Consider the following 26669-nt stretch of genomic DNA (forward strand, 5'->3'; position numbering starts at 1 on the left):
GCATGTATTAGGCACGCCGCCAGCGTTCGTCCTGAGCCAGGATCAAACTCTCCATAAAAGTAGTTTGACTTGCTCATTTGCACACCGAATGTGCTTTGTTTCAAATTCCTTCAATAAAGAAGAAATGTTTTGACGTACTGGTTGGTTCGTTCAGTTTTCAAAGATCAAATAATGGTGGGCCTGAGTGGACTTGAACCACCGACCTCACGCTTATCAGGCGTGCGCTCTAACCAACTGAGCTACAGGCCCCAATGGTGATTGAATAATGGAGCGGGTGAAGGGAATCGAACCCTCATCATCAGCTTGGAAGGCTGAGGTTTTACCACTAAACTACACCCGCATATATCATGTTGTATTTCTCGATGGTCGGGAAGACAGGATTCGAACCTGCGACCCCTTGGTCCCAAACCAAGTGCTCTACCAAGCTGAGCTACTTCCCGTTAAAATGGCGCGCCCGAGAGGAGTCGAACCCCTAACCTTCTGATCCGTAGTCAGACGCTCTATCCAATTGAGCTACGGGCGCATTTTATAATAGCTTTGCGTTGAAAGCGACTTTTCTATCTTAACACGTTTCCGTGTCGATTGCAACAACTTTTTTAAAAGAAATTAGTTGGTGCGGTCGAGAGGACTTGAACCTCCACGGGATTAACTCCCACTAGGCCCTCAACCTAGCGCGTCTGCCGATTCCGCCACGACCGCAGCATCATTATAATGGAATGCTGATCATGGTAATTAAAGTGCGGGTGGAGGGACTTGAACCCCCACGCCGTGAAGCACTAGATCCTAAATCTAGCGTGTCTGCCAATTCCACCACACCCGCAAATAAATGGTGAGCCATGAAGGATTCGAACCTTCGACCCTCTGATTAAAAGTCAGATGCTCTACCAGCTGAGCTAATGGCTCTAAAGAAAGGAATCTATTACACTTGAAAATGATTTGTTCTTTTTAAAAGCACAAGAACCATCATACATCTTATTGATAATGTTGTCAACCCTTTTTCCGAAGAAAAATGGCTGGGCCAGCTGGATTCGAACCAGCGCATGACGGTACCAAAAACCGTTGCCTTACCGCTTGGCTATGGCCCAAAGATAATGGCGGTCCGGACGGGACTCGAACCCGCGACCTCCTGCGTGACAGGCAGGCATTCTAACCAACTGAACTACCGGACCCCTTAAAGGGTGATGCAAAGTGACCCGTACGGGATTCGAACCCGTGATACCGCCGTGAAAGGGCGGTGTCTTAACCACTTGACCAACGGGCCATTAAGAAAATGGCGGAGAAGGAGGGATTTGAACCCTCGCGCCGCTTACGCGACCTACACCCTTAGCAGGGGCGCCTCTTCAGCCACTTGAGTACTTCTCCGTAATGGCTCCAACGGTAGGATTCGAACCTACGACCGATCGGTTAACAGCCGATTGCTCTACCACTGAGCTACGTTGGAATAATGTCTCAATGTGTGCCGCTCGTTTATCGGCGACGTTTAATATCTTATAACATCCTGCCTTTAATGTCAAACCCTTTTTCGTGAAAAAATGTAGTTTCTTACGTTTTTTTGGGTTGTTTTGTTAAGGCTTATTTAATTTAACATGTGTGAAGTGGTTCGTCAACACAATTTTTACTTCTTTTTTAAACGGCCTTTACATTTCCCGCAGTGATACTTTTTCGTATCCACCTTCCTCTTCCGCTGATAAGTCTGACCGCACTGGACACACTCATAATGGTGGAACCCTTTCTTCTTTTCAGAAGGAAGCTGTGCGCAGAATCTCGGAGAGTCTGTCTTATGTAAAAGGTCTTTGAATTCAGGATCACCATGTCCAAAGCCTTTCCCTTCTATATGAAGGTGATAGTGGCACAGTTCATGTTTGATAATCCCTTCTAATTCAGCACCATCCAATTCTACAATATACTTCGGATTGATTTCAATGGTTCTTTTTGAAGGAATGTACCGCCCACCTGTCGTTCGAAGACGAGAGTTGAAGTATACATCATCCACAAACGGTTTGTCAAAATATTTTCGTGATAATTCGTCCGTCCATGCTTCCAGCTGCTGTTGTGTCAAAGACTGCACAAGCACACCTCCTCTGTTCTGTGCATACTGTATCATACGTATTTAAAAAGAGGAAAAGAAAGGAGCTGTCCGTCATGCCTTCCTGGCTGAAAGTACAGATGGAGCGTGCTTTCTTCAATAAAGATAAGTATCAGATCAAGCTGCTTAATCAGTGCTGGTACTATTATCAGCACCTCTATAAATAGAAATACCCGGAAGCCGCAGCCCCCAGGTATCCCTTTACGATTGAGGAATCATGGTCAAAGCAATTCTCTGCTTCTGGACATCCACCTTGTCCACCCATACTGTAACAACATCTCCGACAGAGACCATGTCCATCGGGTGTTTGACGAATTTGTCAGCCAGTTTGGATATATGGACAAGCCCGTCCTGTTTTACTCCGATATCGACGAACGCACCGAAGTCAACCACGTTACGAACGGTTCCTTCCAGTTCCATTCCCTCTTCCAAATCCTCCATAGAAAGGACGTTCGTCTTGAGCAGCGGCTTAGGAAGATCGTCACGTGGGTCACGGCCCGGCTGGATCAATGCCTTTTGAATATCTGTCAGCGTCAGCGTGCCAATGCCGAACTCTTCCGAAGCGGCATTCAAGTCCATCTGCTTCAGTTTTTCACCCAATTGTCCATCCCCGAGGTCCTTACTTGTAAATCCAAGATTCTGAAGCAGCTTCCTTGTCGCCTGATAACTTTCCGGGTGGATCGACGTACGGTCGAGCGGTTCTTCTCCGTCCAGTACTCGAAGAAATCCGATACTCTGTTCGAACGTTTTCGCCCCGAGCCTTGGAATGTCCTTCAATTCTCTGCGTTTCGTAAACTTCCCGAGTTCCTCCCGCTTCTTCACGATGTTATTAGCAACTGTTTTACTCAAGCCGGATACATATTGAAGCAGGGAAGCAGAGGCTGTATTCACGTTTACTCCGACTTGGTTGACGGCCGTTTCTACAACAAACGTCAGGGACTCGTTCAATTTCTTCTGGGTAACATCGTGCTGATACTGCCCGACGCCGATGGATTTAGGATCGATTTTCACCAGTTCCGCGAGTGGATCCTGGATTCGGCGGGCAATCGATACCGCGCTTCTTTCTTCGACCTGAAAATCCGGGAACTCTTCCCTGGCCAGCTTGGATGCTGAATACACACTGGCTCCCGCTTCGTTCACGATCATATAGGAAGCTTTCCAGCTGTGCTTCTGGATCATATCACTAATGAACTGCTCTGTTTCTCGAGAGGCGGTTCCATTTCCAATGGCGATAAGCTCCATGTTGTACTGTTCCATGAATGACAGGAGCTTCTTTTCTGCGCCTTTGGTGTCTTTTTTAGGTGCGGTTGGATAAATGACTCCGATATCGAGCACTTTTCCCGTTTCATCAATAACCGCAAGCTTACAGCCCGTACGGTATGCCGGATCAACTCCAAGGACGACTTTCCCTTTAAGCGGAGGCTGAAGCAGAAGGCTTCGCAAGTTGCTCGAAAACACATCAATCGCCTGTTCCTCAGCCACTTCAGAAAGAGAATTGCGGATCTCCCTTTCCACAGAAGGCTGAATGAGTCGTTTGTAGCTGTCCTGGATCGCGTCAGTCAGGATTCCCCTGAGTTCTCCGCCCGTTCCCCGCTTCACGACTTCTTTTTCAAGGTACTGCGTAATACTGTCCTCAGGCGGCTGAACGGAAACCTTGATAATCCCTTCCTTCTCCCCACGGTTCATGGCCAGCACACGGTGGGAGGCAATAGAACGGACGGGCTCCTGGTAATCGTAGTACATCTCAAAGACACCTTTTTCATCCTTGGCCTTATCCTTCTCTGAAGAAGCAATTGTGCCTTTCTCGTGCGTCTGCTTACGAATCCTTTCCCTGAACGCTGCGTCCTCTGATATCCATTCGGCCAGAATGTCATTCACACCTGCACGCACGTCTTCAACAGCCGGCAGCTCCTGTTCTTCGGAAATGTACGTCTGCGCTTCTGCTTCAAAGCCGAAAGATTCCTGTGCCCATACTTTAAGGGCCAGTGGTTCAAGCCCCTTCTCTTTCGCCACTGTGGCACGAGTCCTCCTTTTCTGCTTGTAAGGACGGTAAAGATCCTCCACCTTCTGGAGTTTTTCTGCTTTTTCTATGTCGGCTTTCAATTCATCCGTTAGTTTCCCCTGCTCATCGATCAAGCGAACGACTTCCTCTTTACGCTCAGCAAGGTTGACGGCATAATTCCACTGATCTTCAATGGTTTTAATTTGAACTTCATCAAGACCACCGGTCATCTCCTTACGATAACGGGCGATGAACGGGACGGTGTTCCCTTCGTTCAGCAGTTGAATCACCTGCTGGATTATTCCTTCTTTCAGCTTCATCTGTCCGGCTACTGACTGAATCAATTCCGGACTGTTTTTCCAATCACTCAAAAAAAGACCTCCTTCAATGACGTCCCTCTTATTGTAACAAATCAACGAAGGGTTTACCTCGTTGTTCGAGGCCGGTTCAACGAATTAAAAAATCCTTATTCCCGGATTCACACCGAAGAATAAGGATTTTTAATGGTAAACCATGGCTATAAGCGTTGTATCATCATCGCGGTTCTGCCCGTACAGATTTTTGTACAAGGACGTAATCTCTTCCGCGTTTCGTACATGTGTGATCTTAGAAGACAGGCGGCGGTCATTCACTCCATCAGAGAACATCAGAAAAATCATCCCTTTCTGGATATTTCCGTGAGTAACCCGCAGTGACTTCGAATACCCCGATAAATAACCCGCCAGCGGGATATTCCGGTGGCGTGTACCGTCAGGGTCTACAGTAATGACTCCAATATTCCCGATGGAGGAATACGAATAACTCATCGCACGGTAATCGATTTTCAAAATACCGAGCACAACCCCGCGTTTGCCGACCAGCACTTCATTGCATTTTTTTACAAGCGCCTCTACAGAAAGAGAAGGGTGATCTTCTATGATTTCCATCACAGCTTTCGAAGACTCCCTGGCCATCTCTCCACTGCCGAGGCCGTCAGCCAGTGCACAAAGGAACGCATCATCTGTTTCACGGTAAAAATAACTGTCGCCACAGTAGTAATTCCCTTTTTTAGCTTTCTGGAAGACAGATAACTCCACCCGTTCGTTCCCCTTTTCCACTAGAACACCTCAACCGATTCCGACTGGAGAGCTTCCCTCAATTTACGCAGCGCCCGCCTCTGCAGCCGGGATACGTGCATCTGGGAAATGCCAAGCCGCTCACCTGTATCTTTCTGACTCATGTTTTCAAAATACGTACATTGAAGAATCTCCTGTTCACGCTCACTCAAAATCGGGAGGACCTTTTCGAGCAGCATCCGCTGATCGATATTGGAGTATCCTTCATCCTGATTCCCGATAAGATCGAGGATGGTTACAGTACTTCCATCTGAATCCGCTTCGATTTTACGGTCCACGGAAAGAGCTTTGTAGCTTTTACCCATTTCCATCGTTTCCAGTACATCCTCTTCAGAGACTTCCAGGTATTCAGCAATCTCGAGGACGGATGGGGAACGCTGCTGGATATTCGTCAGTTCTTCGGCCGCTTTCTTTATCTTCGGCCCAAGTTCCTTGATCCGGCGTGGTACGTGCACACTCCACGTCTTATCGCGGATGAAGCGTTTAATCTCACCGATAATGGTCGGGATGGCGAACGATTCGAATGATTTTCCGAAATCCTTATCATACCTGCGGATCGCTGCCAGCAGGCCGAGCATTCCGACCTGAACGAGATCTTCGTGGATCGTACTGTTCTTCGAATATTTACGGGCAATGGACTCTACAAGGTCCTTATAAACAAGGACCACTTTCTCCTGTACAGCCTCATCTTTTGGATTCTCCTGTAAATAGGCAATCCATTCGTAAATTTCCTCATTGTGGTGTTGTGATCTGGTCGCCATTTTGACCCACCCCGGTTTCATGGAGGTATTTCGTCATTAATACGATTACTCCATATTTACTGTTGATTTCGACTTTATCCATTAAGGCATCAATCAAAAACAGGCCAAATCCGCCCTCGCGGAGCTCTTCAATATCACCGTCCTGTTTATAAGGTCCGATGTCTTCTTTCACTTCACCAAGATTGAAGCTTCCGCCGTGATCGGCCACCATCACCTCAAGCCTGTCCTGATACACGCCGAAACCGATGGTGATTTCTCCTTCACCCGTTTCTTTGTATGCATGTTTGACAGCGTTGGTAATCGCTTCTGAAATCGCCACTTTCAAATCTTCAATATCTTCATAGGAAAAGCCCATGCGGTTGGCAATCCCGGACGTGCTGAGACGCACGACTCCGATATATTCCGCTTTCGCAGGCACCTTCACTTCAACAAAATCAAATGGTTCCATCATTACATTCCACCTTGCACTGTAGAATCGATGTTCATAATTTCAGTCAGGCCGGTAATCTTGAACAGACGGTAGACACGGTCCTGCATATGAATCAGACGGAGCGTGCTGTCATGTTCTTTCGTAGCTTTCAAGGCACTGATAAAGACACCCAGTCCTGTGGAATCCATATAATTCACGTCTTGAAGGTTCACTTCAACGACATCCTGTTCCTTCGTCAGTGGAAGAAGCGTTTCTTTAAGCTGAGGTGCCGTGAATGCATCGACTTCACCGCCGAGCATCACGTTCGCCACGCCGTCATTTTTTGTCACATCTATCGATAAATTCATAAATATCCCTCCCGTGTTGCTGAAAAGTAACCTAAATACCCAATACCCGGATCAATAAAACGTTAAACATTCCTTCTGAGAATGATCAACGTGAAATCATCACGCAGGTGGAAGTCCTGCAGGCGTTCAAAGTGTTTGTACACCTGGTCGACGATGCCCTGTGCCGGCAGATGGGAATACTGCTTGATGACGTGCAGCACCTCTTCCTGCTCGATGAAACGGTCGCCTGTCCGGCATTCTGTCACACCGTCGGTCAAGAGGACGATCATATCGCCTTTTTCCACTTGTTTCTCATACTGGGTGTAGGTGATTTCAGGAGATACACCGAGTACAAGGCCCGGAGCATCGATTTCTTCAAATTCGTCCTTATCCTTATGGTAATAAAAGCCCGGCTCATGACCGGCAGAAGCATAAGTAAACGTATGATTGTTGTTGTTATATAAGCCGTAGAACATCGTAATGAACATGCTGGCATCCACATTGCGTTCCACGACCCGGTTCAAGCTGCCCAGAATGACACTTGGATCGGTCTGCATCTCAGAGAAGCTGTCCATGGAATATTTGATCATGGACATGCATAAGGCGGCGGGCACGCCTTTTCCGATGACGTCAGCCACCGCAATACCCAGGCCGCCTTTGTTGTCATGGACAAAGTGGTGGTAGTCACCATTCATCTGTTTCGCCGGTACACTGAGTGCCCCGACGTCCAGCTCGTCAATGTCAGGCTTCACCGTAGACAGCAGTGTTTTCTGCATATTGGCCGCAACCGATATTTCGGATTTCAATTCCAGCTGCTTTTCACGCAGCGTCTGATATTCCTGATAGGCGAGACCATAGGAAATCATGGTTTCTAAAAGGAAATTCATGGATGTTTGTATATATTCCGGCATATCCGGGTATATTTCCTGTAATGATTGTATATGCACGTTAATAATTTCTTCTGGTGATATATTCTGCTGCATCGAGTGTTTACTGAACTGCTCTGCCTGATACAGAGCCTGCTCATCTTTCGTAGTTATATACTCCTGCAGCAGCTCTTTGTAATTCTCCAAGTCGAGTTTCAATGTACTCATCGTTTATACCTCCTCTAACGGAGCCATTTCACAACCTTGATTTCCGTACCTTCTCCTACATGGGAGATAATATCGAACTCGTCCATCAGCCGCTTTACGCCGGGAAGTCCTGCGCCAAGTCCCCCGGAAGTCGTAAAGCCGTCCTCCATGACCTGGCTGATATCCTGAATCCCAGGTCCCTCGTCCATGGCAACGATCCGGATGCCTTTTTTGTTCATATCCTCAAGCGTTTCAAAACAGACTTTTCCGGTCCCTGCATATAAATAAATGTTTCTCGCTAATTCCGAGATGGCAGTGGCGATCCTTGCCTGGTCAACGGTGCCGAAACCGATTTTTCTAGAGATGTCACGGCCCAGCTGCCTTGCTCCGACAATGTCCCACTCCTTTTGTATGTTCACACAGGATTGAAAATCCATACTCACTCCTCCAATTCCTGGCGAAGTTTAATCAATCCTTGTTCTAGATCTAATGCTGTAGAAACATCCTGCATATGAATGCCCAAATCAATCAACGTCATGGCTACCGCAGGCTGAATTCCCGTCAGCACTACTTTTGCCCCCATCAAATCTGACATCGTCACGACATCGCCGAGTACTTTAGCAATAAACGAATCAATAATGTCGACAGAGGTCAGGTCAATGACGACACCTGTAGCTCCACTTTCATGGATTTTCTTCAACAGGTCTTCCTGGAACTGGATAGCCGTTTGATCATCAAGATCGATTTGGATGGAAATAAGCAGGTAATTATGAAGCTTTAATATAGGTATCCTCATTTGTTTCACTCCCCATCTAGCGAATCAATCAGTTTTTCAATATCCTGGTCATTGGAACGCGTGTCCTCAATCCGGCGGTTCGTCAGCTCAAGTGCCGATTGGAAGCCTTTACGAAGGGAACTCTTCGTCGGGAACTTCCCAAGGTCGATACCGAGGTTGACGATCGTCTGCGCAATTTCCGGTCGGATACCAACAAGAATACAGCGTGAACCGATCAGACGGACTGCTTCTGCCGCCTGGATGATATGATGCGCCACCATCGTATCGACAACCGGCACACCCGTGATATCAATCAACACGACCTCAGCATTATGTTTGATCACTCCATCAAGCAGGTTCTCCATGATCAGCTTGGCCCTTTCCGTATCAATCGTACCGATCAAAGGCATGATTGTTATGTTATCCATCACTGGAATCAGCGGTGCTGACAATTCCTGCAGAGCGACCCGCTGCAGGGAAACGATGTGCTCCCAGCTTCCGGAATACTCATTGACGAGGCGGTTGATGATCGGATCGACCCATCCATCCACCTCCCGCAGGATTTCAGAAAAATGATCAGAATTGACCTTTTCTGACTGCTTGAGTATAAAATCGGTTACAACGCGGCGGAATACCTGCATGCCGTCCGTCAGGTAGCTCAAAGGCCAGCCTAGATTAATGAGGCGTTCAGAGAAATCATCCAGATCCGAGGACAACCCCTGTTTTTCAATGCTTGAAAAAATGACATTTACGAACTCACGGTTCGTATTCTCAAACATTTCCTCAGAAATCGTTGATGTATAATCATTCTTTTTATGAGCGTCAACTTCCTTCAACCACATATTGACAATATCGTCGCTGTGTTCCAGCACTACGTTTTTTAATCGTTCATCCATTATCGAACCCTCCGCCATTGATACCATTTCATATTTTCCAACTGCTGCTTTTGCTATTTGGGTATAATGTTAACAAAAAAGGCCGGGTAGTTACACCAATCCGTTTGTAAAAAAACATGCCAACAACAATACCCTTTGTATTTCTATTATAAACTACATTCGACAAAAAAAATAAAGCCGCCTGCATACGAGGCAACTTTATTTTAACAAAAAGAAAAAAGATAAGTTAGAAGTCGATCAAACCGAGGCTGACCTGCAGGGATTTATTCACCTGCTGCATCATCGGTTCGTCCAATTGGGTGATCTTGTCGGTCAAACGCTGCTTGTCAATCGTTCTGATTTGCTCCAATAGGATCACAGAATTTCGCTCGAACCCATATTTTTCTGCATTGATTTCAACGTGAGTAGGAAGTTTGGCTTTTTGTATTTGCGCTGTAATCGCAGCAATAATTACGGTCGGGCTGAAGCGATTACCAATGTCATTCTGAAGGATGAGTACAGGACGAACGCCGCCTTGTTCGGACCCCACAACCGGGGACAAATCAGCGAAATAAACGTCACCTCGTTTGACTATCACAGGCTTCACACCCCGCTCACTAATTGCTCCAGGGTGTGTTCGGCCTCCTCTTCAGCTTGAAACGCTTCTGAAGCGATGTTTAAATTAATTTTCGCCATTTCCATGTAACCTCTTCGCATCGATTCCCGAATATGACGTTGTTTTTTCTCACGCAAATACATTTTAGTAGCTTGACACATGAAATCGCTCCGATCACTGTTATCGAGTTGAATGAAGCCATCCACTTCATTGAGTAGGTTATCCGGAATCCGGATGACAATCTCCTGCATGCTGTCGGACAAAACCATACACCTCCACCATCTTCTCTCAAAAGAAACCAGTCAAATAGTCCACTCTAATCTTATCAAACGGGAGTGTCCATTGCAAAGGCGTGTTGGAATTTTTTTGTGTTTTGTGCAGCTTTCTATCCTTACATCGGGAGATTTGTCCGAAACCTCTTCCTTCCTGTCACAACGTATTTCTTACTTCGATGGTCTTCCCGTCTTTCCGGTATACACGGGGGACCCTGCGGCTGATGATGCAGGGAATTTCGTAATTGATGGTATCCAGGTAGTCAGCCACCTCATCTGTCGTTACTTCGTCATTCCCCTGTTTACCAATTAAGGTAACCTTTGTCCCTATAGGATATTCCTGATCCAGCCGAATCATGAATTGATCCATGCAGATTCTTCCGACAATCGGATGACGTTTTCCGTCGACAAGGACTTCCATGCCCTGCAGCCGGCGGATCCAGCCATCGGCATAACCCAACGGAACGGTTCCGATCCATTCCTCTTTTTCTGTCGTATACGTCGCTCCGTAGCTGATCGATTCCCCAGGTCCTACCTGCTTCACGTGAACCAGACAGCTGGTCAGGGAAAAGGCAGGCGTCAATTCTATCGGGCGTTCCTGTTTTACATCTGCGGATGGATAAAGTCCGTACATGCTGATACCGAAACGGACAAAATGGTCCATCCGCTCTGGAAAACGCATGCTTGTCGCACTGTTACTCGTATGTATTTCGACATCTTCCGGCCAAACCCTCTTAAAATGGTCCATTAATCGTTGAAATTCGTCCGCCTGCCGCTGATAATAGCTGGTATCCTCATCATCTGCCGTGGCAAAATGGGTGAAGATGCCTTTCAGCTGAAACGTTCCTTCTGCTTTAACAGCTTCAAGTACAGCGTCCATTTCTTCCGTGTCACGGATTCCGATTCTTCCCATTCCTGTGTCCAGCTTCAAATGAATCGACAGCGGCTTCGAGCACGCGTCCGTCTGCACTTGGTGCAGCCATTCCTTCTGGAAAACAGTGACGGTAATATCGTTCGCTGCCGCCAGCGGAGCGTCTTCCGGGCGCGTCCACCCCATTACAAGAAGGGGAGCCTCAATGCCTGCGTCCCGAAGTTTGAGTGCTTCATCCATTATCGCAACCGCCAGTCCGCCTGCTCCCGCCCGCAGGGCCTCGGCAGCGACCTGTACGTCGCCGTGTCCGTAAGCATCCGCTTTGACGACCGCGTAGATCCCCGATTCAGGGTGAAGCCTCTGTCTCAACTGCTGAATGTTTGCTTCAATGGCGGATAAATCAATTTCTGCTATCGAATCTCTGTAATATCTGTCCTGCTGCACCTTGCCCGCTCCTCTCCTTTAACTATCCTATTATTATTGAGCGGAACATTCCTCCCTGTCAAATGTACATCTCCCTTCCCATACAAAACATCCGCAGAGCGCTTTCTGCGGATGTGTAAGAAAGAAAATAAAAGCAGACGATGACGCCTGCTCCACCTTCACTTATTTCACCATAGCCCCATGGTTGATAGAACTGGCAACGGAAACCATTTCTTCCTGGGTCAGCTCATTACTTGCGAGCTGGTAGGTCGTTCCGTTATGACTCCATTCCAGACGGTTGTGCTCAAGCGCAGCAATGACACCGTCATCCAGCTGCACCGGATCCCCGTTCACGTGGACAGAGTACCCGGCACTTGCCGGCTGCACTTCCGCCTTTTCCTGAACGAGTGTGAAGTTTTTCTCTCCGGCATACGTCATGATCATGCGTTTGCCGTCCTCTGTCTTCACTTCGCGTTCTTCCGCAAGCTCTGCACCGAAGGTTTCCTGCGGATACAGCACTTCCTCAAGCTCTTCCTCCGCCCCTTCCATGTTCGCTACTGGAGCCTCGGCCGGCGACATCGCCATATTCTTGTCTACATCGAAATCCTCTTTTTTCAGCGAGTCATCTTTTGTGAAGTTCGCAAAAGAGACCTCGACGAGTGCATTCATATCCTGATCGAAAACTTTGACCATAACCGGCTGGTAGGATTTTTTATCGAAATAAATTTCCTGATAAGGGAGTGTTTTGTTGTTTTGATAGTTGGTTTTCGTCTTGAATTTAAAATAGTTTTCGGTTGCGGTGAATTCTGCTTCCGGGTCGGCCTTGATATCGTTTAAAAGAGAAGCGAATAAATAGGGCTGACTTGTATTCTGCGGCCAGTCACTCTGGAATTTGAAGCTCTTATTCAGAGCCGGAGTGAGGACATAGACACCGGTATCGTTTTTCAGAATGACCTGACTTCCCTTTTCGTCCTGATCATTCTGAAGTTTCACGCGGTAGTAATCATCTTTCTTGTGCCATACTTGAATATGGTACTTCTGCTCTTCCTTGCCTGTGCGCATCTTCATGTTTGCTTCCGTTTTATAACCCGCCATCTCTTCTGTCTGCTTCTCAAGCTTCTTGATTACGTCCTCTTTTGACTGGGAGCCGCACGCGGTCAGAGCCCCCAGGATGAACAGGCTGAATAAAAGGATCAGAAAACGTCTTTGCATCAGACTCCACTCCTTTGTCTCTACTTATGGACAAAGGGAACGTTAAGTTATGGATGAAGAGAGTGTACGAAAGGTTCCGGGCAGGCCTTCTATCACATCGGTGGCCAGCAGATCCACTTTGGACCGCCCCTGCTGCACGACCCGATCGGCTGTATGGCCGTGCAGGACACATCCGCTGCTGAGTCCGTCCAACATGGATTCCGACTGCATCAGCATCGTCAGCAGGATTCCCGCCAGCGCATCTCCACTGCCACCCTTGGCAAGCCCCGAATTTCCGGTGACATCCACGCGCTGCTCTCCGTCCGGCGCCGTAATGATCGTGGACGGACCTTTCAGGACGAGGTAAACCCCATACCTGCGGGCAAACGCTTCTGCCAGGGAAAACGGAGAAAGCAGCACGTCCTTGATCGATCGCCCGGTCAGATGCGCAAACTCTCCCGGGTGCGGAGTGAGGATGGTCGGTTCCTCCCTCTTTTCCAACTCCCCAAGAAAGTCTTTCAGCACATACAACCCGTCCGCATCAATCAGCAGCGCCCCTTTAGTATGAGTGACCACATGATGGACCAACGCACGGGCATCTGCTCCCCTGCCGATGCCCATGCCGGCCGCTACACCATCATAGGCGGACAGTTCCATTGTCTCCCTTTCCACAAAAGTAGCCTCCTGGACATAAGGAGATATGGATGGAACCGCTCCTTCCTCTGTGGCTATGGCGATCAGTCCAGCCCCACTTCTAAGGGCCGCCCGCGACGTCATCGCTGCAGACCCAGGCATCAACAGAGACCCTCCGATGACCAGACCTTTGCCATGGGAACCTTTATGCGAATGATCATCACGGGAAGGGAGCGTCCGTTTTACATCCTCCACCGTCCACATACTTCGGCGCACGGCAGGAGATACCTGTGACGGAATACCGATTTCAACGACGGACCACTGCCCGTACCAGGGCTGTGTATGCTGGAGAAACGCACTCAGTTTCGGAGCTTCAATCACCGAGGTGTAATCGGCTTTGTATGCTGTGAATTCCTCTACTCCTTCATCCGCAGGAACGCCGGTTGGGAGGTCGACGGCAAGACGAAGTAGAGAAGCTTCGTTACAGTGCTGGACGATTTGTTTATAAGGTTCACGCAGATCTCCCTGGACGCCGATGCCGAGCATGGCATCAATGGAAACATCCGCACGCAGCAGGTATCCTTCCGCGTCTTCCACATCCGTCCATTTTTTCACTGTGTGACCGGAAGCTTGGAAGATCTGCTTGTGCACGGCGGCGTCTCCCTTGATTTTTTCGTCCGGAACGACCTGCACAGCCTCTGCCGTGTACCCAAGGTTCAAAAGGGTACGCGCAATCACGAATCCGTCTCCGCCATTGCTTCCGGCACCGATCCATACGATGATGCGGTCCGATTTCTGAATGTGTTTAACCAAATCATAGGCGGCTGCACGTCCGGCATTCTCCATGAGCATGGTTCCTGCCAGTCCGGCCTCCGCTGCAGCCTGATCCCGTTCGTACATCTCTTGTGCGGTTACAATATCCAACTCGTTCCCTCCTACCCGCATTACATGTTATGAGACAAGCGGTTCAATTATGTCTTGCCTGTCTATTCCCGGCCGCTCTCTTCCAAAACCACCTGGGCGACCGCATGAGTCCGGCTGTGGGTGATCGACACCCAGATGCGGCAGGATTCAAAGCCCTTGGCGGTCATCTGCGGGGCGCCGTTTTCCGTTGGCAGGATTTCCATATCCTGAAAACCGAGGGCTCCGATGCCGGTCCCAGCCGCCTTTGAGAAGGCTTCTTTGGCAGCGAAGCGCCCGGCGGCAAACTCCACCTGACGCTGTTCCTTAAGATTGTGACAGCGCTGATATTCATTTTCCGTTAATATTCTTTGAACAAAGCGCGGCTGACGCTTTATACTTTGTTTAATACGATCGATTTCAACCATATCGATCCCGATTCCTCTGATCACACAGCATCTTCCTTTTCCATATCAATCTACCACCAGTATACCCGAACGTACCTTTGTTAAAAAAAGAATACGCAGACGGTGGTGGGACTACACTTTTAGATAACAAGACATCACAAAGGAGACGAATGTCATGTTTTTACGAACAGAAAGCTTCAAAGAGTTTCTGAGATTTTATCCAGTGGTTTCCGCGCTTGTCGGAATTCATTTTGCGTTATGGCTGCTTGCGGATTTCCTTCAGCTTGGTTTTGCTGTCGACTTGAAGCAGTGGGGCATCGGTGTGAACGTACTCGTATTAAATGGAGAGTACTGGAGACTGATCACTCCCATCTTCCTGCATGCCGGCTTCATGCACGCCGTATTCAATTCCTTCTCCCTCGTCCTGTTCGGACCTGCGCTTGAACAGATGCTCGGCCGCGCCCGGTTTATCGTCATGTACCTGGCCGCCGGTATTGCCGGCAACATCGGGACATTCATCGTAAACCCCGAGGCTTACTATGCGCACCTCGGTGCATCCGGAGCCATCTTCGGGATTTTCGGTGTGTATCTGTTTATGGTGCTGTTTCGGAAGCATTTAATCGATCAGACCAATGCACAGATCATCATCGTCATCTTCGCTCTCGGGCTTTTCATGACGTTCACCCGTCCGAACATCAACGTGCTCGGCCACTTGTTCGGTTTGATCGGCGGTTTCGCCATCGCCCCTGCCATCTTAAAAAACGCCCGCCCCTTTTCCCTGTGGCAGGTCCGCACCCGTCATTCCAACCGGGACAGCGATGAGATCTCCTTCAATCCCAACCGCTGGAAAAAACGGCGGTTCGGCCGTGGAGGAATCGGAAAATATGTATTGTGGGGCATCATCATTTTCCTCGCCCTGTTCGCGCTTGTGAACCGGTCACTTTAATTCGTGCGCCGGACCGCTCCCTTGAAACAAAAAAAGATCCGCTTCCTGACAGATAGGAAGCGGATCTTTTTATATATTAGCTGCGGCCTTTGTTCTGGTAGCTGCCGCGCTTACCGCCTTTACCGCTGAAGTTGCGGTTGCGGGATTTGTTTTTGTTGTTGAAGTTACGGCCGCCTCCGCCTTTGCGGTAGCCGCCTTTTTTCTTGCCTTTGTCACGCTGGGCGTTTTTCACGCTGATTGGTGCAACGTAGGACAAATTGACAGGAACTTCACTGCGCTCTTTGGTCATCAACTTCAGAGCTGCTGCGATAAGGTCAGAAGGCTCATAGCGCTCAAGCAGTTCTTCCGCTGCATTTTTGTAGTTGTTCAAGTCATTGTTGTTCACAGTTTCAGCAATCTTTTCGACAGCCACTTTCTGCTGACCGCGTGCAGCTTCTTCAGAAGAAGGCACTTTCAGACGATCCACTTTTTTCTTCGTCAGCTTTTCAATCAAGTTAAGCTGATCTTTTTCACGTGGTGTAACGAAGGAGATAGACTCTCCTTTACGTCCGGCACGACCAGTACGGCCGATACGGTGTACATAGCTTTCCGGGTCCTGTGGAATATCGAAGTTGTACACGTGGGACACTTCAGAGATATCCAGTCCGCGGGCAGCTACGTCTGTAGCGACAAGGATTTCAATACGGCCACGCTTGAACTTGTTCAACGTAGACATACGCTTTCCTTGAGTCAGGTCTCCGTGAATCCCTTCCGCGCTGAATCCGCGGGCTTGAAGACCGTCAGCCACTTCGTCTACACGACGCTTCGTACGACCGAAGACGATCGCCAAGGCTGGATCATGAATATCAAGCAGGCGTGTCAGTGTATCGAACTTGTGTTTTTCCGGAACTTCTACGAAGAACTGCTCGATGTTTTCCACCGTCATTTCCTTCGCTTTCACTTTAACTTCTTCCGGATTGTTCATAAGAGTTGTTGCGATGTCGCGGATCTCTTTTGGCATTGTCGCAGAGAACAAGAGTGTCTGACGTTCTTCTGGAAGAGCCTTCAGGATGTCGCGGATATCATCGATGAAGCCCATGTTCAGCATTTCGTCCGCTTCATCAAGGACAGCTGTATGCACATTCTCCAATTTGATCGTTTTACGACGAATGTGGTCAAGTAAACGTCCAGGTGTCGCTACCACGATATGGTTGTTTTTCAACGCACGGATCTGGCGCTCCATATTGGATCCACCGTAAATCGGAAGGACGCGTGCGCCTTTCCCTTTACCAAGGCGGTTCATTTCTTCAGCTACCTGAATAGCCAGTTCTCTTGTCGGGGCGATGACAAGACCTTGAACGCCTTTCACCTGTTTGTTGATTTTTTCAAGCATCGGAATACCGAATGCCGCCGTCTTACCCGTACCTGTCTGAGCCTGCCCAATCACGTCTTTCCCTTCTAGTCCTAGAGGGATGGTCTGTTCTTGAATTGGTGTGGTTTCTTCAAAGCCCATTACGTCTAATGATTTTAGAATCGGCTTTGATAATCCTAGTGATTCGAATGTTGTCACTTAATTCCTACTCCTTTATGTTTAAATCTTCTACCTATATCCATGTAAAAAAAGCCTTCTGCCACAGGAAACGGGAGAGGCTTCTCTGGTATCTGCCTGATAGATTTATTCATCATAACATATTTAACACATTATATTCTACACATTTCCGCTATGCTTTTCAAACCCAATAATGATAAAATGAGTAAAAACCGACCTATACCAGAGGAGGGCTAGATTGGAAAAGCCTCCGGTGCATCCTTATTTCATCCTGTTTATCGGAGTGGTTTCCATATCCACCTCGGCCATTTTCGTCAAGCTTGCGGGCGGCGCCCCTGCTTCGATGACGGCGTTCTACCGGCTGCTGCTTGCCGCCGGACTGATGGCCCCTTATGTATTATGGAAACATTCCGGTGAATTCAAACACATTCATAAAAAAGATTGGCTCCTTGCCACGATTTCAGGAATTTTTCTCGCCTTCCACTTTATCTTCTGGTTTCAATCCTTAAAATATACATCCGTGGCAAGCTCTGTTCTTCTCGTTTCCCTCCAGCCCGTCTTTGCCTTTACGGGCGCCTATCTGTTTTTTCGGGAACGATTTACCGTCGGAGCCATTCTCAGCCTTTTCATTACGTTAATCGGAAGTATCATCATTGGATGGGGAGATCTTCAGCTGAGTGGAACAGCCCTGGCCGGTGATATTCTTGCGCTCCTCGGAGCGGTTACCGTCACTGGGTACTTTCTACTGGGACAGAGTCTCCGCCAGCGGCTGTCGCTTCTTACCTATACACTGATTGCCTATGGAATGGCAGCTGTCACCCTCGGCCTCTACAACCTGGCCGTCGGGACTGCCTTCACAGGCTACTCCGGAGAGCAGTGGTTCATCTTTCTGGCCCTTGCCGTGATTCCTACCTTCTTCGGACATTCACTGTTCAACTGGACACTGCGCTGGCTGAGCGCAGCCTCCATATCGATGGCGGCCCTCCTGGAGCCTATTGGAGCCTCTCTATTAGCTTACTGGATCCTTAAGGAATCCATCACATGGGTGCAGTGGCTTGGTGGATCCATCGTTTTATTCGGCTTGATGATGTTTATTTTGAGCACCACGAAAAAAGTCGAGCCGAAACTGACCCACGAATTGAAAAAAGATCACTGAAACGAGTCTGGTATACTGGAAAGACGATATTTTGAGAGCAGGTGAACGAATGACTACACAACTAATCATCGACGGCGGCGGAGATGTCGCGCCGGGAATGATGGAGAAGCATAACATCCTCTCCGTCCCGTTAAATATCCATTTCGGAAACGAACATTATAAAACGGAAGAAACCATTGATCTGGATACCTTCTATACGAAGATGAGGCAATCAGAAGAACTTCCCGGCTCCTCTTCTCCGAGCCCGAATGATTTTTATGAAATGTACAAACGCGTGGACCCGTCTAAGAATATCCTCGTCCTAGCCATCAGTCACGGGTTGAGCAGCACCTACGAAAGTGCTGAAATCGGCAAAAACATGCTGCTTGAAGAAGAGCCTGACCGCCGGATTGCAGTTATGAACACCAAAACGGCCTCCTGCGGTATCGCTCTTCTTGTCGATGAAGCAGGAAAGAAAATCGACGAAGGCGTCTCCTTTGAGGAACTTGTCGCCCATATGGAAGATCGTATCGAAAACACGACGACGCTGTTCATTTTGAAAACATTGGAGAACGTCATCAAAGGTGGACGGCTGGATAAAGTGAAAGGCGCTCTCGCGAAGACGTTGAACATCAAGCTCCTTATGAAGGCCAGTGACGTCGGCGCTGTAGAAGTAACGGAAAAGGTGCGGGGAAACAAAAAGTCCATCCGCCGCTTTGTCGATCAAATCGGGGAATACGCACATTCCTTCGAAGACCGCGTCATTGCTCTGTCCCATTCCAATGATGAGGAACGCGGCAGTCAGGTACTTGAAATGATCAAAGACCGCTATCCATTTAAGGAAAGCCTGTTTATGGATATGGGTCCTTTGATTGCTACCTATGCAGGTGAAGGCGGCCTCGTCATCGCCTTTTTCAAAGATTAAAACGGAAAACTCCTTAGGCCTCAGCCTAAGGAGTTTTCAGCTTGTAGAGAAACCCCTGTTTCTTTACAAGCTTTTTTCTTCCTTACCGCCAGGAGCGAAAGCCCCTTGGGATTTCTTTAACATCGACAAAGACTCTCCTTCACCCAGCTCATCCTTGCTGGATGGAGGAAAGTCTTTTTCATATTCCGGCTGACAGCTGTCATCAGCGCCTGTTCTTTCTATTTTTCTTTTCCACGAAAGCGGCAATAGCGCAGCCCATGCCGTTCTTTTGAATCTGCGAACCTGCTTAGTGCATAATTTCTTTCCTCTATATTCTAACGTCGGCACGAGGAGCGTTCGGTGGGGATGCCTGCGGGAACAGCACGGGCCGAAGATCCACTTGGGCAGGCGACCTTCCTGACCAAGTCAGCTGAGGGCGTGCCCGCGGCATTCATCCACCAACAAGCGAAAAGTGACCCTTCACACGACAAATCAACAACTCTAACTGATAAACACAGGCTTTTTCTACAGCCAACAAACTCCTTAGGCCTAGCCTAAGGAGTTTGTTTATCCATGATAGTCTGCGTAATCAGGCTGCGGGGAAAGCAGTGCCAGAACTGTCGCGGTGACTGGAAACAAAACGGTAAGCACAATGATTTCCTGATAGCCCCCGAGCCAGTCATAAAAAATACCGAAAGGCAGCGGCCCGAGAGCAGATCCAATGACCATCACCGTCTGGGCAAGCCCCTTAATGCTCCCGAGGTGGGCACGCCCGAAATAATTCGGCCATACGATGTTCAATACAATCCGCTCAAATCCATTCACCACTCCCCATAAACAGCCAAAACCGACAGCGGCAGCCCAGGAATCCGTCACAAGCAGCAGCAGCAGCGTCAATATATGACCGAAAAATGTAACAGCCAGAATGTAATGCACTCGGAAGCGGTCGACAAGCCAGCCACTAATAAAAGTGACCGGAAATCCGACAACGGCCATAAGCGTCAACACCATTGCTGCTACTCCAGCGTCAAGGCTGCGCAGTTCCATAATGGAAACCATATGAAACGTGATCGCTGTGTTGACGAGAGCGGGAACCGTCACACAAAACAAAATGAACCAGAAAGCTCTCGTAGCCATTGCTTCTTTTAATGTCCAGCTCTTTTCATTCACTTCGACATTCGGATTCTTGATCTCCTGCCCGTCTGCCGGTTTACGGCTCCCATCAGGCACTTCCCCTATATCTTCCGGACGATTTCTCACAAGGTAAAAAGCAAGCGGCACGAAAATCACCAGCAGAGCGGTTCCCCAGATTCCCCAGGTCATTCGCCAGCCGAACGCTTCAATCAGCCACGTATTCAAAGGCGGCAGTAAAGCAGAGCTCGCGAAACCTCCAATGGCCATCACACTGAGCGCCCGCCCCCTTTTCCGGATGAACCACTGTGGGACAAGTGTATTCGGAATCAGTGTCATCGATCCCTGTCCAAAGAGCCGGATCAGGAAAAAACCGATGAACATCATGACAGGACCAGCTAAAAAAGCATTCCAGAACAGCGCAAGGGCGAGGCACATTCCGACGGCGACCATCATCGCCCGCTGTCCGAAACGGTCAATCAGCCGCCCCATCATAAACAATATGAATCCAGCTGCAAGCGTAGCACCAGAATAAATGCCAGAGACAAGCGAGCGGGTATAATCGAAATCATCTATGTAATAATCAATGAAAATGGAAATGGAATACGTCTGGCCCGGACCGGAGAAAAACACACTCAGACCGGCAATAAAAACGATCACCCATCCATAATAAAAGGGTGATCCGTCTGTTCGGCTATTCAAGTTACCCCCTCCTGCTGAGCGCTGCCGATGAATTCGAGCACTCTGTTAAACAGTTCGTCTTTATCATCTCCGTGGCAGATGAGATGCTTCGACTGCTTCAAAAAGACCACTTCTTTTTCTGTTGACGGAATTTCCTCCTCCAAATAAACCGCTGCGGCTTTGGGAACCATGCCGTCCAGCTCCCCCTGGATAATCAACACAGGGCAGGTCACTTCTCTTAAATAGGGGCGGGTAAATTGTACACATTTCATAAATTCAATGGTGGAAAATACATACGTATCACGCATTTTTTTCTGATAGCGCCGGAACAGATCATTGTCGGCCAGCACACCATTCCACGCATCTCCAGCCATCTCCAGAACATCCTTCGCCATCTGCGGAAGGCTCACATACTTGCCGGCGGCTGAGAGAAGCACAAGCCGGTCAATCCGGTATTTGGCCGTCAAATAGGCCGCAATCATGCCACCCATGGAGAATCCGACAATATACACTTCATCGTGACGTTTCATCAAATCCAACAGCGCAAGTTCAGCTGCTGCAATCCACTCCTGATAATAATGCCCTTCAAGGTCCAGATCCTCCCCATGGCCGGGCAGGGTCGGGTTGGCGATTTCCCATTCGGTTCTCGCTTCCAGAAAATCCACGAGTGGCTGCACTTCCTTCGGGCTTCCTGTATATCCGTGAATGCACAAACATCCAATACTCATAACCTTTTTCCTCCGCATCCTGCAGTTTTTCCAATATGGAAGAAAGAAAACGCGCTGACATCGGCAGCGCGTCTATTTGATCCCTTTCACAAAAGTACCGATACCTTTGACAATCGGACTGACTTGTTGAACGGTCTTCATCACCTGACCGGTGGTATTCATCATTTTATCAAAGTCAAATTGACCTTCCTCATTTTGAAAATAGCCGATCACGCTCTTCCCTGCTGCTGCGGGTTGGAAAGAGGTGGAGCCGCCTTCATTCCCGGTTTCAGTATAACCGGAGTAAGGGTTACTATTCACCTGGTAGTAAGGAAAGCCGTAGGGTGCACCTCCCTGATATGGGTAGAAGGCGTTCCCCTGATAATAGGTCTGCGGGTAGGTATCCTGGCTGTACACAGGAGGAGCCGGATACCGGTACCAGTTTTCGTAATAAGGGTAGGAATAATATGGGTACATGACTGTGCCACCTTTAACGTATTTACTTCAGCCTATGACAGAGGCAGTAAAAAAGTGAGACACAATCATCCAGTACCCGACACGATAAAAAAACAAGTGACTCTCATCACTTGTTTCCTTTATTTATGAAAAGTTGAATGAGTCCGTTTGAGCATATAGGTCTTCCCTCAACCCCAGCACCTGCTGGAGCTTGCGCTTCTGAAAACCTAAAACACGGTGATCATCGACAAAGGTGGCCGGGGTCCCGTAGACACCCTTCCCCTGAAGCTCCTTAAAATAGGTGCGGTTTTCCGATACGTTCCGTTCCTCAAAATCTACATTCCACTCATCTAATAAATCCATGACCTGGTTACAAGAGGCACAATCGCGACTGGTGTACACAACAACATTCTGGTTTCCCATGACTCCCCTCCTCATGCCGGTTCAATAAACGTTCCTACAGATTTTTACCCTGATCATTTACGTTTAAACGTCTATTCCTCACCTATGTTTACCACGTATTCCCACTTATTAATCCCCCTTTTTTCATAGGAAAAAAGGAATTTACCTCCGCCATCCCGAATGGAGGTAAAAACAAGATGGAGGAGGCCGTTTTATGGCTTTTACGTATGTATGTACTGGTTTCCCCGGGTTTCTGGCGGCTGAGCTTCTGAAAGACCTGTTCCGCACACAGAAAGTGGAGCATGTCTATCTTCTTCACCTTCCTCATATGGAAAAGGAAGCACGGACGCGGCTTCATGACTGCCTGGAGGACCCTGCCGTGGATGGCTGCCGTATTACACTGATAACCGGAGACATTACAAAGAAAGATCTCGGGATCGACGTTTCGACAGCTGAGGAGCTGAAACAGAACCTCACTCACTTTTATCATCTGGCTGCCTTATATGATCTGGCCGTTCCGCTGGCGCCTGCCCTTCAAGTAAACGTTCAGGGAACACGCGAAGTGCTCCGTTTTCTGCAAGGCTGCCTGCGATTGAACCGCTGTCTTTATTTCAGCACGGCTTATGTATCCGGAAAAAGGCAGGGAACCGTCTACGAGCATGAGCTGAAGCATAGTCACGGCTTTAAAAACCATTACGAATTTACGAAATACGAAGCAGAAAAGCTGGTACAGGAATATCAGCACCGTCTGCCCCTCACCATTGTCCGGCCGGGCATCGTCGTCGGTCATACGCGGACAGGATCGACAGCGAAATTCGACGGCCCTTACTTTATCTTGAACCTCCTGCATTCGCTGAAGTCCCTCCCTGTTGTCCCTTATTTCGGGAAAGGCCGGGCCCGGGTGAACCTCGTCCCTCATGATTATGTAGTCCAGGCGGCCAATGTTCTCACCCACCTGCCTGACGCAGAAGGTAAAACCTATCATCTGACAGATCCTCACCCCTATACAGCCAGGGACATCTATTATCATTTCGCGTATCTGTATGCCGATAAGCAGCCTCATCTGACGGTGCCGCTCGCGGCTGCCCGTCCACCGTTAAAACTGAAACAAGTCCGTAGAAAGCTGGGCATTCAAAAAGAGGCGCTCGACTACTTTGAAATCGCCGCCGATTATGATTCAGCCCAGGCAGAAAACGATTTGGCATCTTCCGGCCTCTACTGTCCGGACCTCTTCTACTATACACAGCCGCTCGTTCATTATTATGAAGAGCATAAAGACAATCCAGCTAAGCATGTCCCTATTCTTTAAGTGTGTTTCGATGGAAACTTCTACAAAAAGAAACGGGAGGGCCTGTCTGCCCTCCCGTTTTCTCATTCTCCCGCTTCGTCCAGCCAGCTCTCATACAATGCTTCCAGTCTTTCATCAAGCTCTTGTTTTTCCCGTTCCAGCCTGCCGGACTCTAAAAGCGAAGCCACCGCCCATTCTTCTTCCAAACGAGCGGCCTCTTTTTCGAGATCCGAAATCCGGTCTTCCAGAGATGCGGGTTCTTCCACAGGTTCAGGTGCCGCCTTCTTGTCCGCTTCCTCTTTTATTTCCTCCGGCCAGTGGTGCTTCGTATCTTCATACGATCCTGAATATCGATATCCTTTTCCACCTGCCAGATACATGGTTTCCGGAAAGCACCGGTTCAGAAAATGGCGGTCATGGGAAACACCGATTACCGTTCCAGTGAAGCGGTCCAGCGCTTCCTCCAGAACCTCCTGGGATTCAATATCCAAGTGATTAGTCGGCTCATCCAGGAGCAGCACTTGTAAGTCCTGCTGCATGAAGATGGCGAGTTTCAGGCGCATTTGTTCCCCGCCGCTCAAATGGCGGATTTTCCGAAAGACATCATAGCCGTAAAATAGAAATCCTGCCAGTTGACGCCGAGCCTCTCCTTCGGTTACACGAATAGATGCGCGGTAATAATCAATCAACCTCTGCTCTTGATCGGCCTCCTGCAGCGGATGTTGAGGAAGATACCCCACCTTCATCCCAGGTGCACGTTTTATAGTACCCTCATCCAGCTGCTCTTCCTCCAGAAGCAGACGAAGAAGTGTCGACTTGCCACTCCCATTCGTCCCGACGAGAGCCAGACGGTCCTGATAACGGACGTGCAGGTTGAAGCCCTGAAGAATCAGGGATTTCCCATAGGACTTCCCACCGTTTTCCACGATGAAGACATCCTTCCCTGTCCGGTCTTCTGAATCAAGGGAAAGCTTCATCCGTTTTGGATCCATGACAGGTTTATCGATTTTCTCCATCCGTTCCAGCGCCCGCTCCATGCTTTTCGCTTTTTTAAATAACTTCTCACTGGGAGGAGAGGCCTCGTTGGCCCACTGCCTCAACCGGCGGATGGCATCCCTCATTTTCTTGATCTTCTTCTGCTGTTCTTCATAATGATGAAACTCGACCAGCAGCTTTTCTTCCTTTTTCTTTTCAAAGGTTGTGTAATTTCCTTTATAGGCTTCTATATCACCAGAATCAAGATCATAAATATCCGTAACGACCCGGTCGAGGAAAAAGCGGTCGTGAGAAATGATGCAGAGTGTGCCGGGATATTGCTGGAGAAACTCTTCCAGCCACTCGACCACTTTGACATCCAGGTGGTTGGTCGGTTCATCCAGCAGCAGCACATCCGGCTTTTCCAACAGCAGCTTCGCCAGACCGAGCTTCGTCTTTTCCCCACCGCTCAACGTGGTAAAGGACTGATCAAGAAGGTGATGGACCTTTAATCCGTGTGCGACCTGACGGATGGATGACTCCATTTCGTAGCCCCCTCGATCTGCAAACCGCTCCTGCAGGAAGCCGTATCGTTCTACAGCTTCCTCCATATGTTCCGGAATCCTCATCTTCTGTTCCAGCTCTTTCATCTCTGCTTCCATTTCCTGAAGCTCTTGGAAGGCCGAGCGTAAATACTCCCGGCCGGTTCCCATCCAATTGAATGGCATCTGGGTCAAATATCCGATGGTTTTTCTTTTCTGGATAAACACATCGCCCCCATCAATCGGCTCTTCCTTTGTTAAGATCCGGAACAATGTTGACTTCCCGCTTCCGTTTCTCCCGACAAGACCGACACGCTGATGTTCTTTGATTTCCATATTCAAGTTTTCGAATAACACTTCGCCGCCCATGATTTTGTATATATGTTTAAAGGTTATAATCATTTCCGTTCCTCCTAAAGACGTTTTAAGCGCACAAAAAAGCCAGAGGTCCCGTTACCTCTGACTTTTTCCGTGCGTATTCTATCAGGTATGAGACGTTACAGCATTCCTATTCAGATGTCATTTTGGACATACGTGTCCCGTTGACAGCTGAAATGTGAATAATGGCACGGCGCAGATAGTTCAATTGATAATCAAGCGCATGCATCTGTAACATCTTTATACCCCCTTTTGTCTTTAGTCTTACGTCCATCATAACGGATAATCTGAAAATTGGCTACTCTTTTTGGTGACCGGCATTTTTTCCGAGTTTCTTCAGCAGGTCAATCGCCGTTGTTTTCTCCTCATCTGTCAGGCCGCTCATAATAGATTCAATCTGCTGCCAGTGATCCGGAAAGATGCCGTGAAGCAGTTCCTTGCCCTCTTCCGTAATCGACGCATACGTAATCCGGCGGTCAGTCGGACATGGGACACGCTTCAAAAACCCTTTCTTTTCAAGCTTGTCTACCACATACGTAATGCTGCCACTGGCAAGAAGGATCTTCTCGCCGATTTTCTGCAGCGGCTGATCCCCCTGATGGTATAGAAGCTCAAGTACACCGAATTCCGTCGGGTTTAATTCATAACGCTGAATATCGTCCTTCACTAAATCACCGATGGCCCGCTGCGCCTTAGATAAGACGACAAACAGCTTCAATGATGGATCTTGTTTCTTTTTCAAGTATAATTCATGTTCGTTCATCCGGTTCGCCCATCCTTTTTAAAAGATAAAGATAGTATAAGTTTAACAAATTCGCACTGTCAATCAGGACACGGACG

28 protein-coding genes, 12 tRNA genes and 1 rRNA gene are annotated in these 26669 nt (G+C 48.5%); 5 read left to right on the top strand and 36 right to left on the bottom strand.

All coding sequences use genetic code 11. The features are described from left to right. The 14 genes from QMA39_RS16595 to QMA39_RS16660 form a co-directional block, all read right to left on the bottom strand. Positions 1-58, bottom strand: a 16S ribosomal RNA gene (locus QMA39_RS16595); the annotation flags it as partial. A 114-nt stretch (positions 59-172) separates the two neighbouring features. Continuing rightward, positions 173-249 (bottom strand) — tRNA-Ile (locus tag QMA39_RS16600). Between the two features lie 17 nt (positions 250-266). After that, a tRNA-Gly gene (locus QMA39_RS16605) sits at positions 267-340 on the bottom strand. 23 nt (positions 341-363) lie between these two features. Further along, positions 364-440, bottom strand: a tRNA-Pro gene (locus tag QMA39_RS16610). Between the two features lie 6 nt (positions 441-446). Then, positions 447-523, bottom strand: a tRNA-Arg gene (locus QMA39_RS16615). A gap of 88 nt (positions 524-611) precedes the next feature. After that, positions 612-699, bottom strand: a tRNA-Leu gene (locus tag QMA39_RS16620). A gap of 39 nt (positions 700-738) precedes the next feature. Continuing rightward, a tRNA-Leu gene (locus QMA39_RS16625) sits at positions 739-820 on the bottom strand. A 7-nt stretch (positions 821-827) separates the two neighbouring features. Next, positions 828-903, bottom strand: a tRNA-Lys gene (locus QMA39_RS16630). Positions 904-1010: 107 nt separating this feature from the next. Next, positions 1011-1085 (bottom strand) — tRNA-Gln (locus QMA39_RS16635). A gap of 7 nt (positions 1086-1092) precedes the next feature. Then, a tRNA-Asp gene (locus tag QMA39_RS16640) sits at positions 1093-1169 on the bottom strand. Positions 1170-1189: 20 nt separating this feature from the next. Further along, a tRNA-Glu gene (locus QMA39_RS16645) sits at positions 1190-1261 on the bottom strand. A gap of 10 nt (positions 1262-1271) precedes the next feature. Further along, positions 1272-1362: transfer RNA gene (locus tag QMA39_RS16650), tRNA-Ser, on the bottom strand. Positions 1363-1366: 4 nt separating this feature from the next. Next, a tRNA-Asn gene (locus QMA39_RS16655) sits at positions 1367-1441 on the bottom strand. A 174-nt stretch (positions 1442-1615) separates the two neighbouring features. Beyond that, positions 1616-2068, bottom strand: a complete 453-nt coding sequence (locus QMA39_RS16660; protein WP_244877783.1) for a SprT family protein — start codon at positions 2066-2068, stop codon at positions 1616-1618. A 74-nt stretch (positions 2069-2142) separates the two neighbouring features. On the opposite strand from QMA39_RS16660, the gene cmpA reads away from it, so the two are divergent. After that, entirely contained in the window at positions 2143-2253 is a 111-nt protein-coding gene (cmpA, locus tag QMA39_RS16665; RefSeq protein WP_156896544.1) for a cortex morphogenetic protein CmpA, read from the top strand. Between the two features lie 34 nt (positions 2254-2287). Here cmpA and QMA39_RS16670 read toward each other — a convergent pair whose 3' ends face one another. The 15 genes from QMA39_RS16670 to acpS form a co-directional block, all read right to left on the bottom strand. Continuing rightward, complete coding sequence (locus QMA39_RS16670) at positions 2288-4408, bottom strand: Tex family protein (RefSeq protein ID WP_051254796.1); 2121 nt, start codon at positions 4406-4408, stop codon at positions 2288-2290. A 180-nt stretch (positions 4409-4588) separates the two neighbouring features. Next, the gene (locus QMA39_RS16675) at positions 4589-5164 is read right to left on the bottom strand and encodes a SpoIIE family protein phosphatase (protein WP_244877784.1); all 576 of its coding nucleotides are present in this window, start codon (positions 5162-5164) and stop codon (positions 4589-4591) included. Positions 5165-5184: 20 nt separating this feature from the next. Then, positions 5185-5964 carry an RNA polymerase sigma factor SigB gene (gene sigB, locus QMA39_RS16680; protein WP_027956778.1) on the bottom strand — a complete coding sequence of 260 codons (780 nt, stop codon included), beginning with the start codon at positions 5962-5964 and terminating at the stop codon, positions 5185-5187. After that, positions 5936-6412, bottom strand: coding sequence for an anti-sigma B factor RsbW (gene rsbW, locus QMA39_RS16685; RefSeq protein WP_027956779.1), 477 nt, complete (start codon positions 6410-6412; stop codon positions 5936-5938). Before rsbW ends, sigB begins: the two co-directional genes overlap by 29 nt. A 2-nt stretch (positions 6413-6414) precedes the next feature. Then, positions 6415-6741 (bottom strand): STAS domain-containing protein, encoded by a 327-nt coding sequence (locus QMA39_RS16690; protein ID WP_027956780.1) that lies wholly within the window; start codon positions 6739-6741, stop codon positions 6415-6417. A 62-nt stretch (positions 6742-6803) separates the two neighbouring features. After that, on the bottom strand, positions 6804-7814 hold the full coding sequence (locus QMA39_RS16695) for a PP2C family protein-serine/threonine phosphatase (protein ID WP_027956781.1): 1011 nt from the start codon (positions 7812-7814) through the stop codon (positions 6804-6806). Between the two features lie 14 nt (positions 7815-7828). Further along, the gene (locus QMA39_RS16700; RefSeq protein WP_027956782.1) at positions 7829-8230 is read right to left on the bottom strand and encodes an anti-sigma regulatory factor; all 402 of its coding nucleotides are present in this window, start codon (positions 8228-8230) and stop codon (positions 7829-7831) included. Positions 8231-8232: 2 nt separating this feature from the next. Next, positions 8233-8589, bottom strand: coding sequence for an STAS domain-containing protein (locus QMA39_RS16705; protein WP_281659366.1), 357 nt, complete (start codon positions 8587-8589; stop codon positions 8233-8235). A gap of 5 nt (positions 8590-8594) precedes the next feature. Continuing rightward, positions 8595-9464, bottom strand: coding sequence for an RsbT co-antagonist protein RsbRA (locus QMA39_RS16710; RefSeq protein ID WP_027956784.1), 870 nt, complete (start codon positions 9462-9464; stop codon positions 8595-8597). A 226-nt stretch (positions 9465-9690) separates the two neighbouring features. Beyond that, on the bottom strand, positions 9691-10041 hold the full coding sequence (locus tag QMA39_RS16715) for a type II toxin-antitoxin system PemK/MazF family toxin (RefSeq protein WP_027956785.1): 351 nt from the start codon (positions 10039-10041) through the stop codon (positions 9691-9693). Between the two features lie 5 nt (positions 10042-10046). Further along, complete coding sequence (locus tag QMA39_RS16720; protein WP_027956786.1) at positions 10047-10328, bottom strand: hypothetical protein; 282 nt, start codon at positions 10326-10328, stop codon at positions 10047-10049. Between the two features lie 160 nt (positions 10329-10488). Then, complete coding sequence (gene alr, locus QMA39_RS16725; RefSeq protein WP_206935806.1) at positions 10489-11646, bottom strand: alanine racemase; 1158 nt, start codon at positions 11644-11646, stop codon at positions 10489-10491. A 162-nt stretch (positions 11647-11808) separates the two neighbouring features. Beyond that, complete coding sequence (locus tag QMA39_RS16730) at positions 11809-12837, bottom strand: outer membrane lipoprotein carrier protein LolA (protein WP_027956788.1); 1029 nt, start codon at positions 12835-12837, stop codon at positions 11809-11811. Positions 12838-12879: 42 nt separating this feature from the next. Then, positions 12880-14373: an NAD(P)H-hydrate dehydratase gene (locus QMA39_RS16735; RefSeq protein ID WP_281659367.1), complete on the bottom strand. Its 1494-nt coding sequence runs from the start codon at positions 14371-14373 to the stop codon at positions 12880-12882. Positions 14374-14435: 62 nt separating this feature from the next. After that, positions 14436-14801, bottom strand: a complete 366-nt coding sequence (gene acpS, locus QMA39_RS16740; RefSeq protein WP_281659368.1) for a holo-ACP synthase — start codon at positions 14799-14801, stop codon at positions 14436-14438. A gap of 130 nt (positions 14802-14931) precedes the next feature. On the opposite strand from acpS, the gene QMA39_RS16745 reads away from it, so the two are divergent. Further along, positions 14932-15702, top strand: a complete 771-nt coding sequence (locus tag QMA39_RS16745) for a rhomboid family intramembrane serine protease (RefSeq protein ID WP_281659369.1) — start codon at positions 14932-14934, stop codon at positions 15700-15702. A gap of 76 nt (positions 15703-15778) precedes the next feature. Here the strand turns inward: QMA39_RS16745 and QMA39_RS16750 are convergent, their stop codons facing one another. Then, positions 15779-17251 (bottom strand): DEAD/DEAH box helicase, encoded by a 1473-nt coding sequence (locus QMA39_RS16750; protein WP_027956792.1) that lies wholly within the window; start codon positions 17249-17251, stop codon positions 15779-15781. A gap of 217 nt (positions 17252-17468) precedes the next feature. On the opposite strand from QMA39_RS16750, the gene QMA39_RS16755 reads away from it, so the two are divergent. Further along, the gene (locus QMA39_RS16755) at positions 17469-18386 is read left to right on the top strand and encodes an EamA family transporter (protein WP_206935795.1); all 918 of its coding nucleotides are present in this window, start codon (positions 17469-17471) and stop codon (positions 18384-18386) included. A 49-nt stretch (positions 18387-18435) separates the two neighbouring features. Further along, on the top strand, positions 18436-19290 hold the full coding sequence (locus QMA39_RS16760; RefSeq protein ID WP_281659370.1) for a DegV family protein: 855 nt from the start codon (positions 18436-18438) through the stop codon (positions 19288-19290). A 546-nt stretch (positions 19291-19836) separates the two neighbouring features. On the opposite strand, the gene QMA39_RS16765 is transcribed toward QMA39_RS16760, so the two are convergent. The 4 genes from QMA39_RS16765 to QMA39_RS16780 all read right to left on the bottom strand — a co-directional run bounded on the left by QMA39_RS16765 (position 19837) and on the right by QMA39_RS16780 (position 22667). Further along, a complete protein-coding gene (locus QMA39_RS16765; protein WP_281659371.1) occupies positions 19837-21102 on the bottom strand; it encodes an MFS transporter in 1266 nt (421 codons plus the stop codon). Further along, the gene (locus QMA39_RS16770) at positions 21099-21809 is read right to left on the bottom strand and encodes an alpha/beta fold hydrolase (RefSeq protein ID WP_281659372.1); all 711 of its coding nucleotides are present in this window, start codon (positions 21807-21809) and stop codon (positions 21099-21101) included. The genes QMA39_RS16765 and QMA39_RS16770 overlap by 4 nt, the downstream gene beginning before the upstream one ends. Positions 21810-21881: 72 nt before the next feature. Continuing rightward, positions 21882-22265, bottom strand: a complete 384-nt coding sequence (locus QMA39_RS16775; RefSeq protein WP_281659373.1) for a YppG family protein — start codon at positions 22263-22265, stop codon at positions 21882-21884. A 123-nt stretch (positions 22266-22388) separates the two neighbouring features. Continuing rightward, on the bottom strand, positions 22389-22667 hold the full coding sequence (locus tag QMA39_RS16780) for a glutaredoxin family protein (protein ID WP_027956800.1): 279 nt from the start codon (positions 22665-22667) through the stop codon (positions 22389-22391). A 193-nt stretch (positions 22668-22860) separates the two neighbouring features. Here QMA39_RS16780 and QMA39_RS16785 point away from each other — a divergent pair, with 193 nt between their 5' ends. After that, the gene (locus tag QMA39_RS16785) at positions 22861-23955 is read left to right on the top strand and encodes an SDR family oxidoreductase (protein ID WP_281659374.1); all 1095 of its coding nucleotides are present in this window, start codon (positions 22861-22863) and stop codon (positions 23953-23955) included. Positions 23956-24017: 62 nt separating this feature from the next. Here the strand turns inward: QMA39_RS16785 and abc-f are convergent, their stop codons facing one another. Together abc-f and QMA39_RS16795 are read right to left on the bottom strand one after the other, a co-directional pair. After that, on the bottom strand, positions 24018-25853 hold the full coding sequence (abc-f, locus tag QMA39_RS16790) for a ribosomal protection-like ABC-F family protein (protein WP_281659375.1): 1836 nt from the start codon (positions 25851-25853) through the stop codon (positions 24018-24020). Between the two features lie 274 nt (positions 25854-26127). Then, positions 26128-26592 carry a MarR family transcriptional regulator gene (locus QMA39_RS16795; protein ID WP_027956803.1) on the bottom strand — a complete coding sequence of 155 codons (465 nt, stop codon included), beginning with the start codon at positions 26590-26592 and terminating at the stop codon, positions 26128-26130. Positions 26593-26669: the final 77 nt, after the last annotated feature.

This window comes from Halobacillus sp. Cin3 (assembly GCF_947311855.1).
GTDB lineage: Bacteria > Bacillota > Bacilli > Bacillales > Halobacillaceae > Halobacillus > Halobacillus kuroshimensis.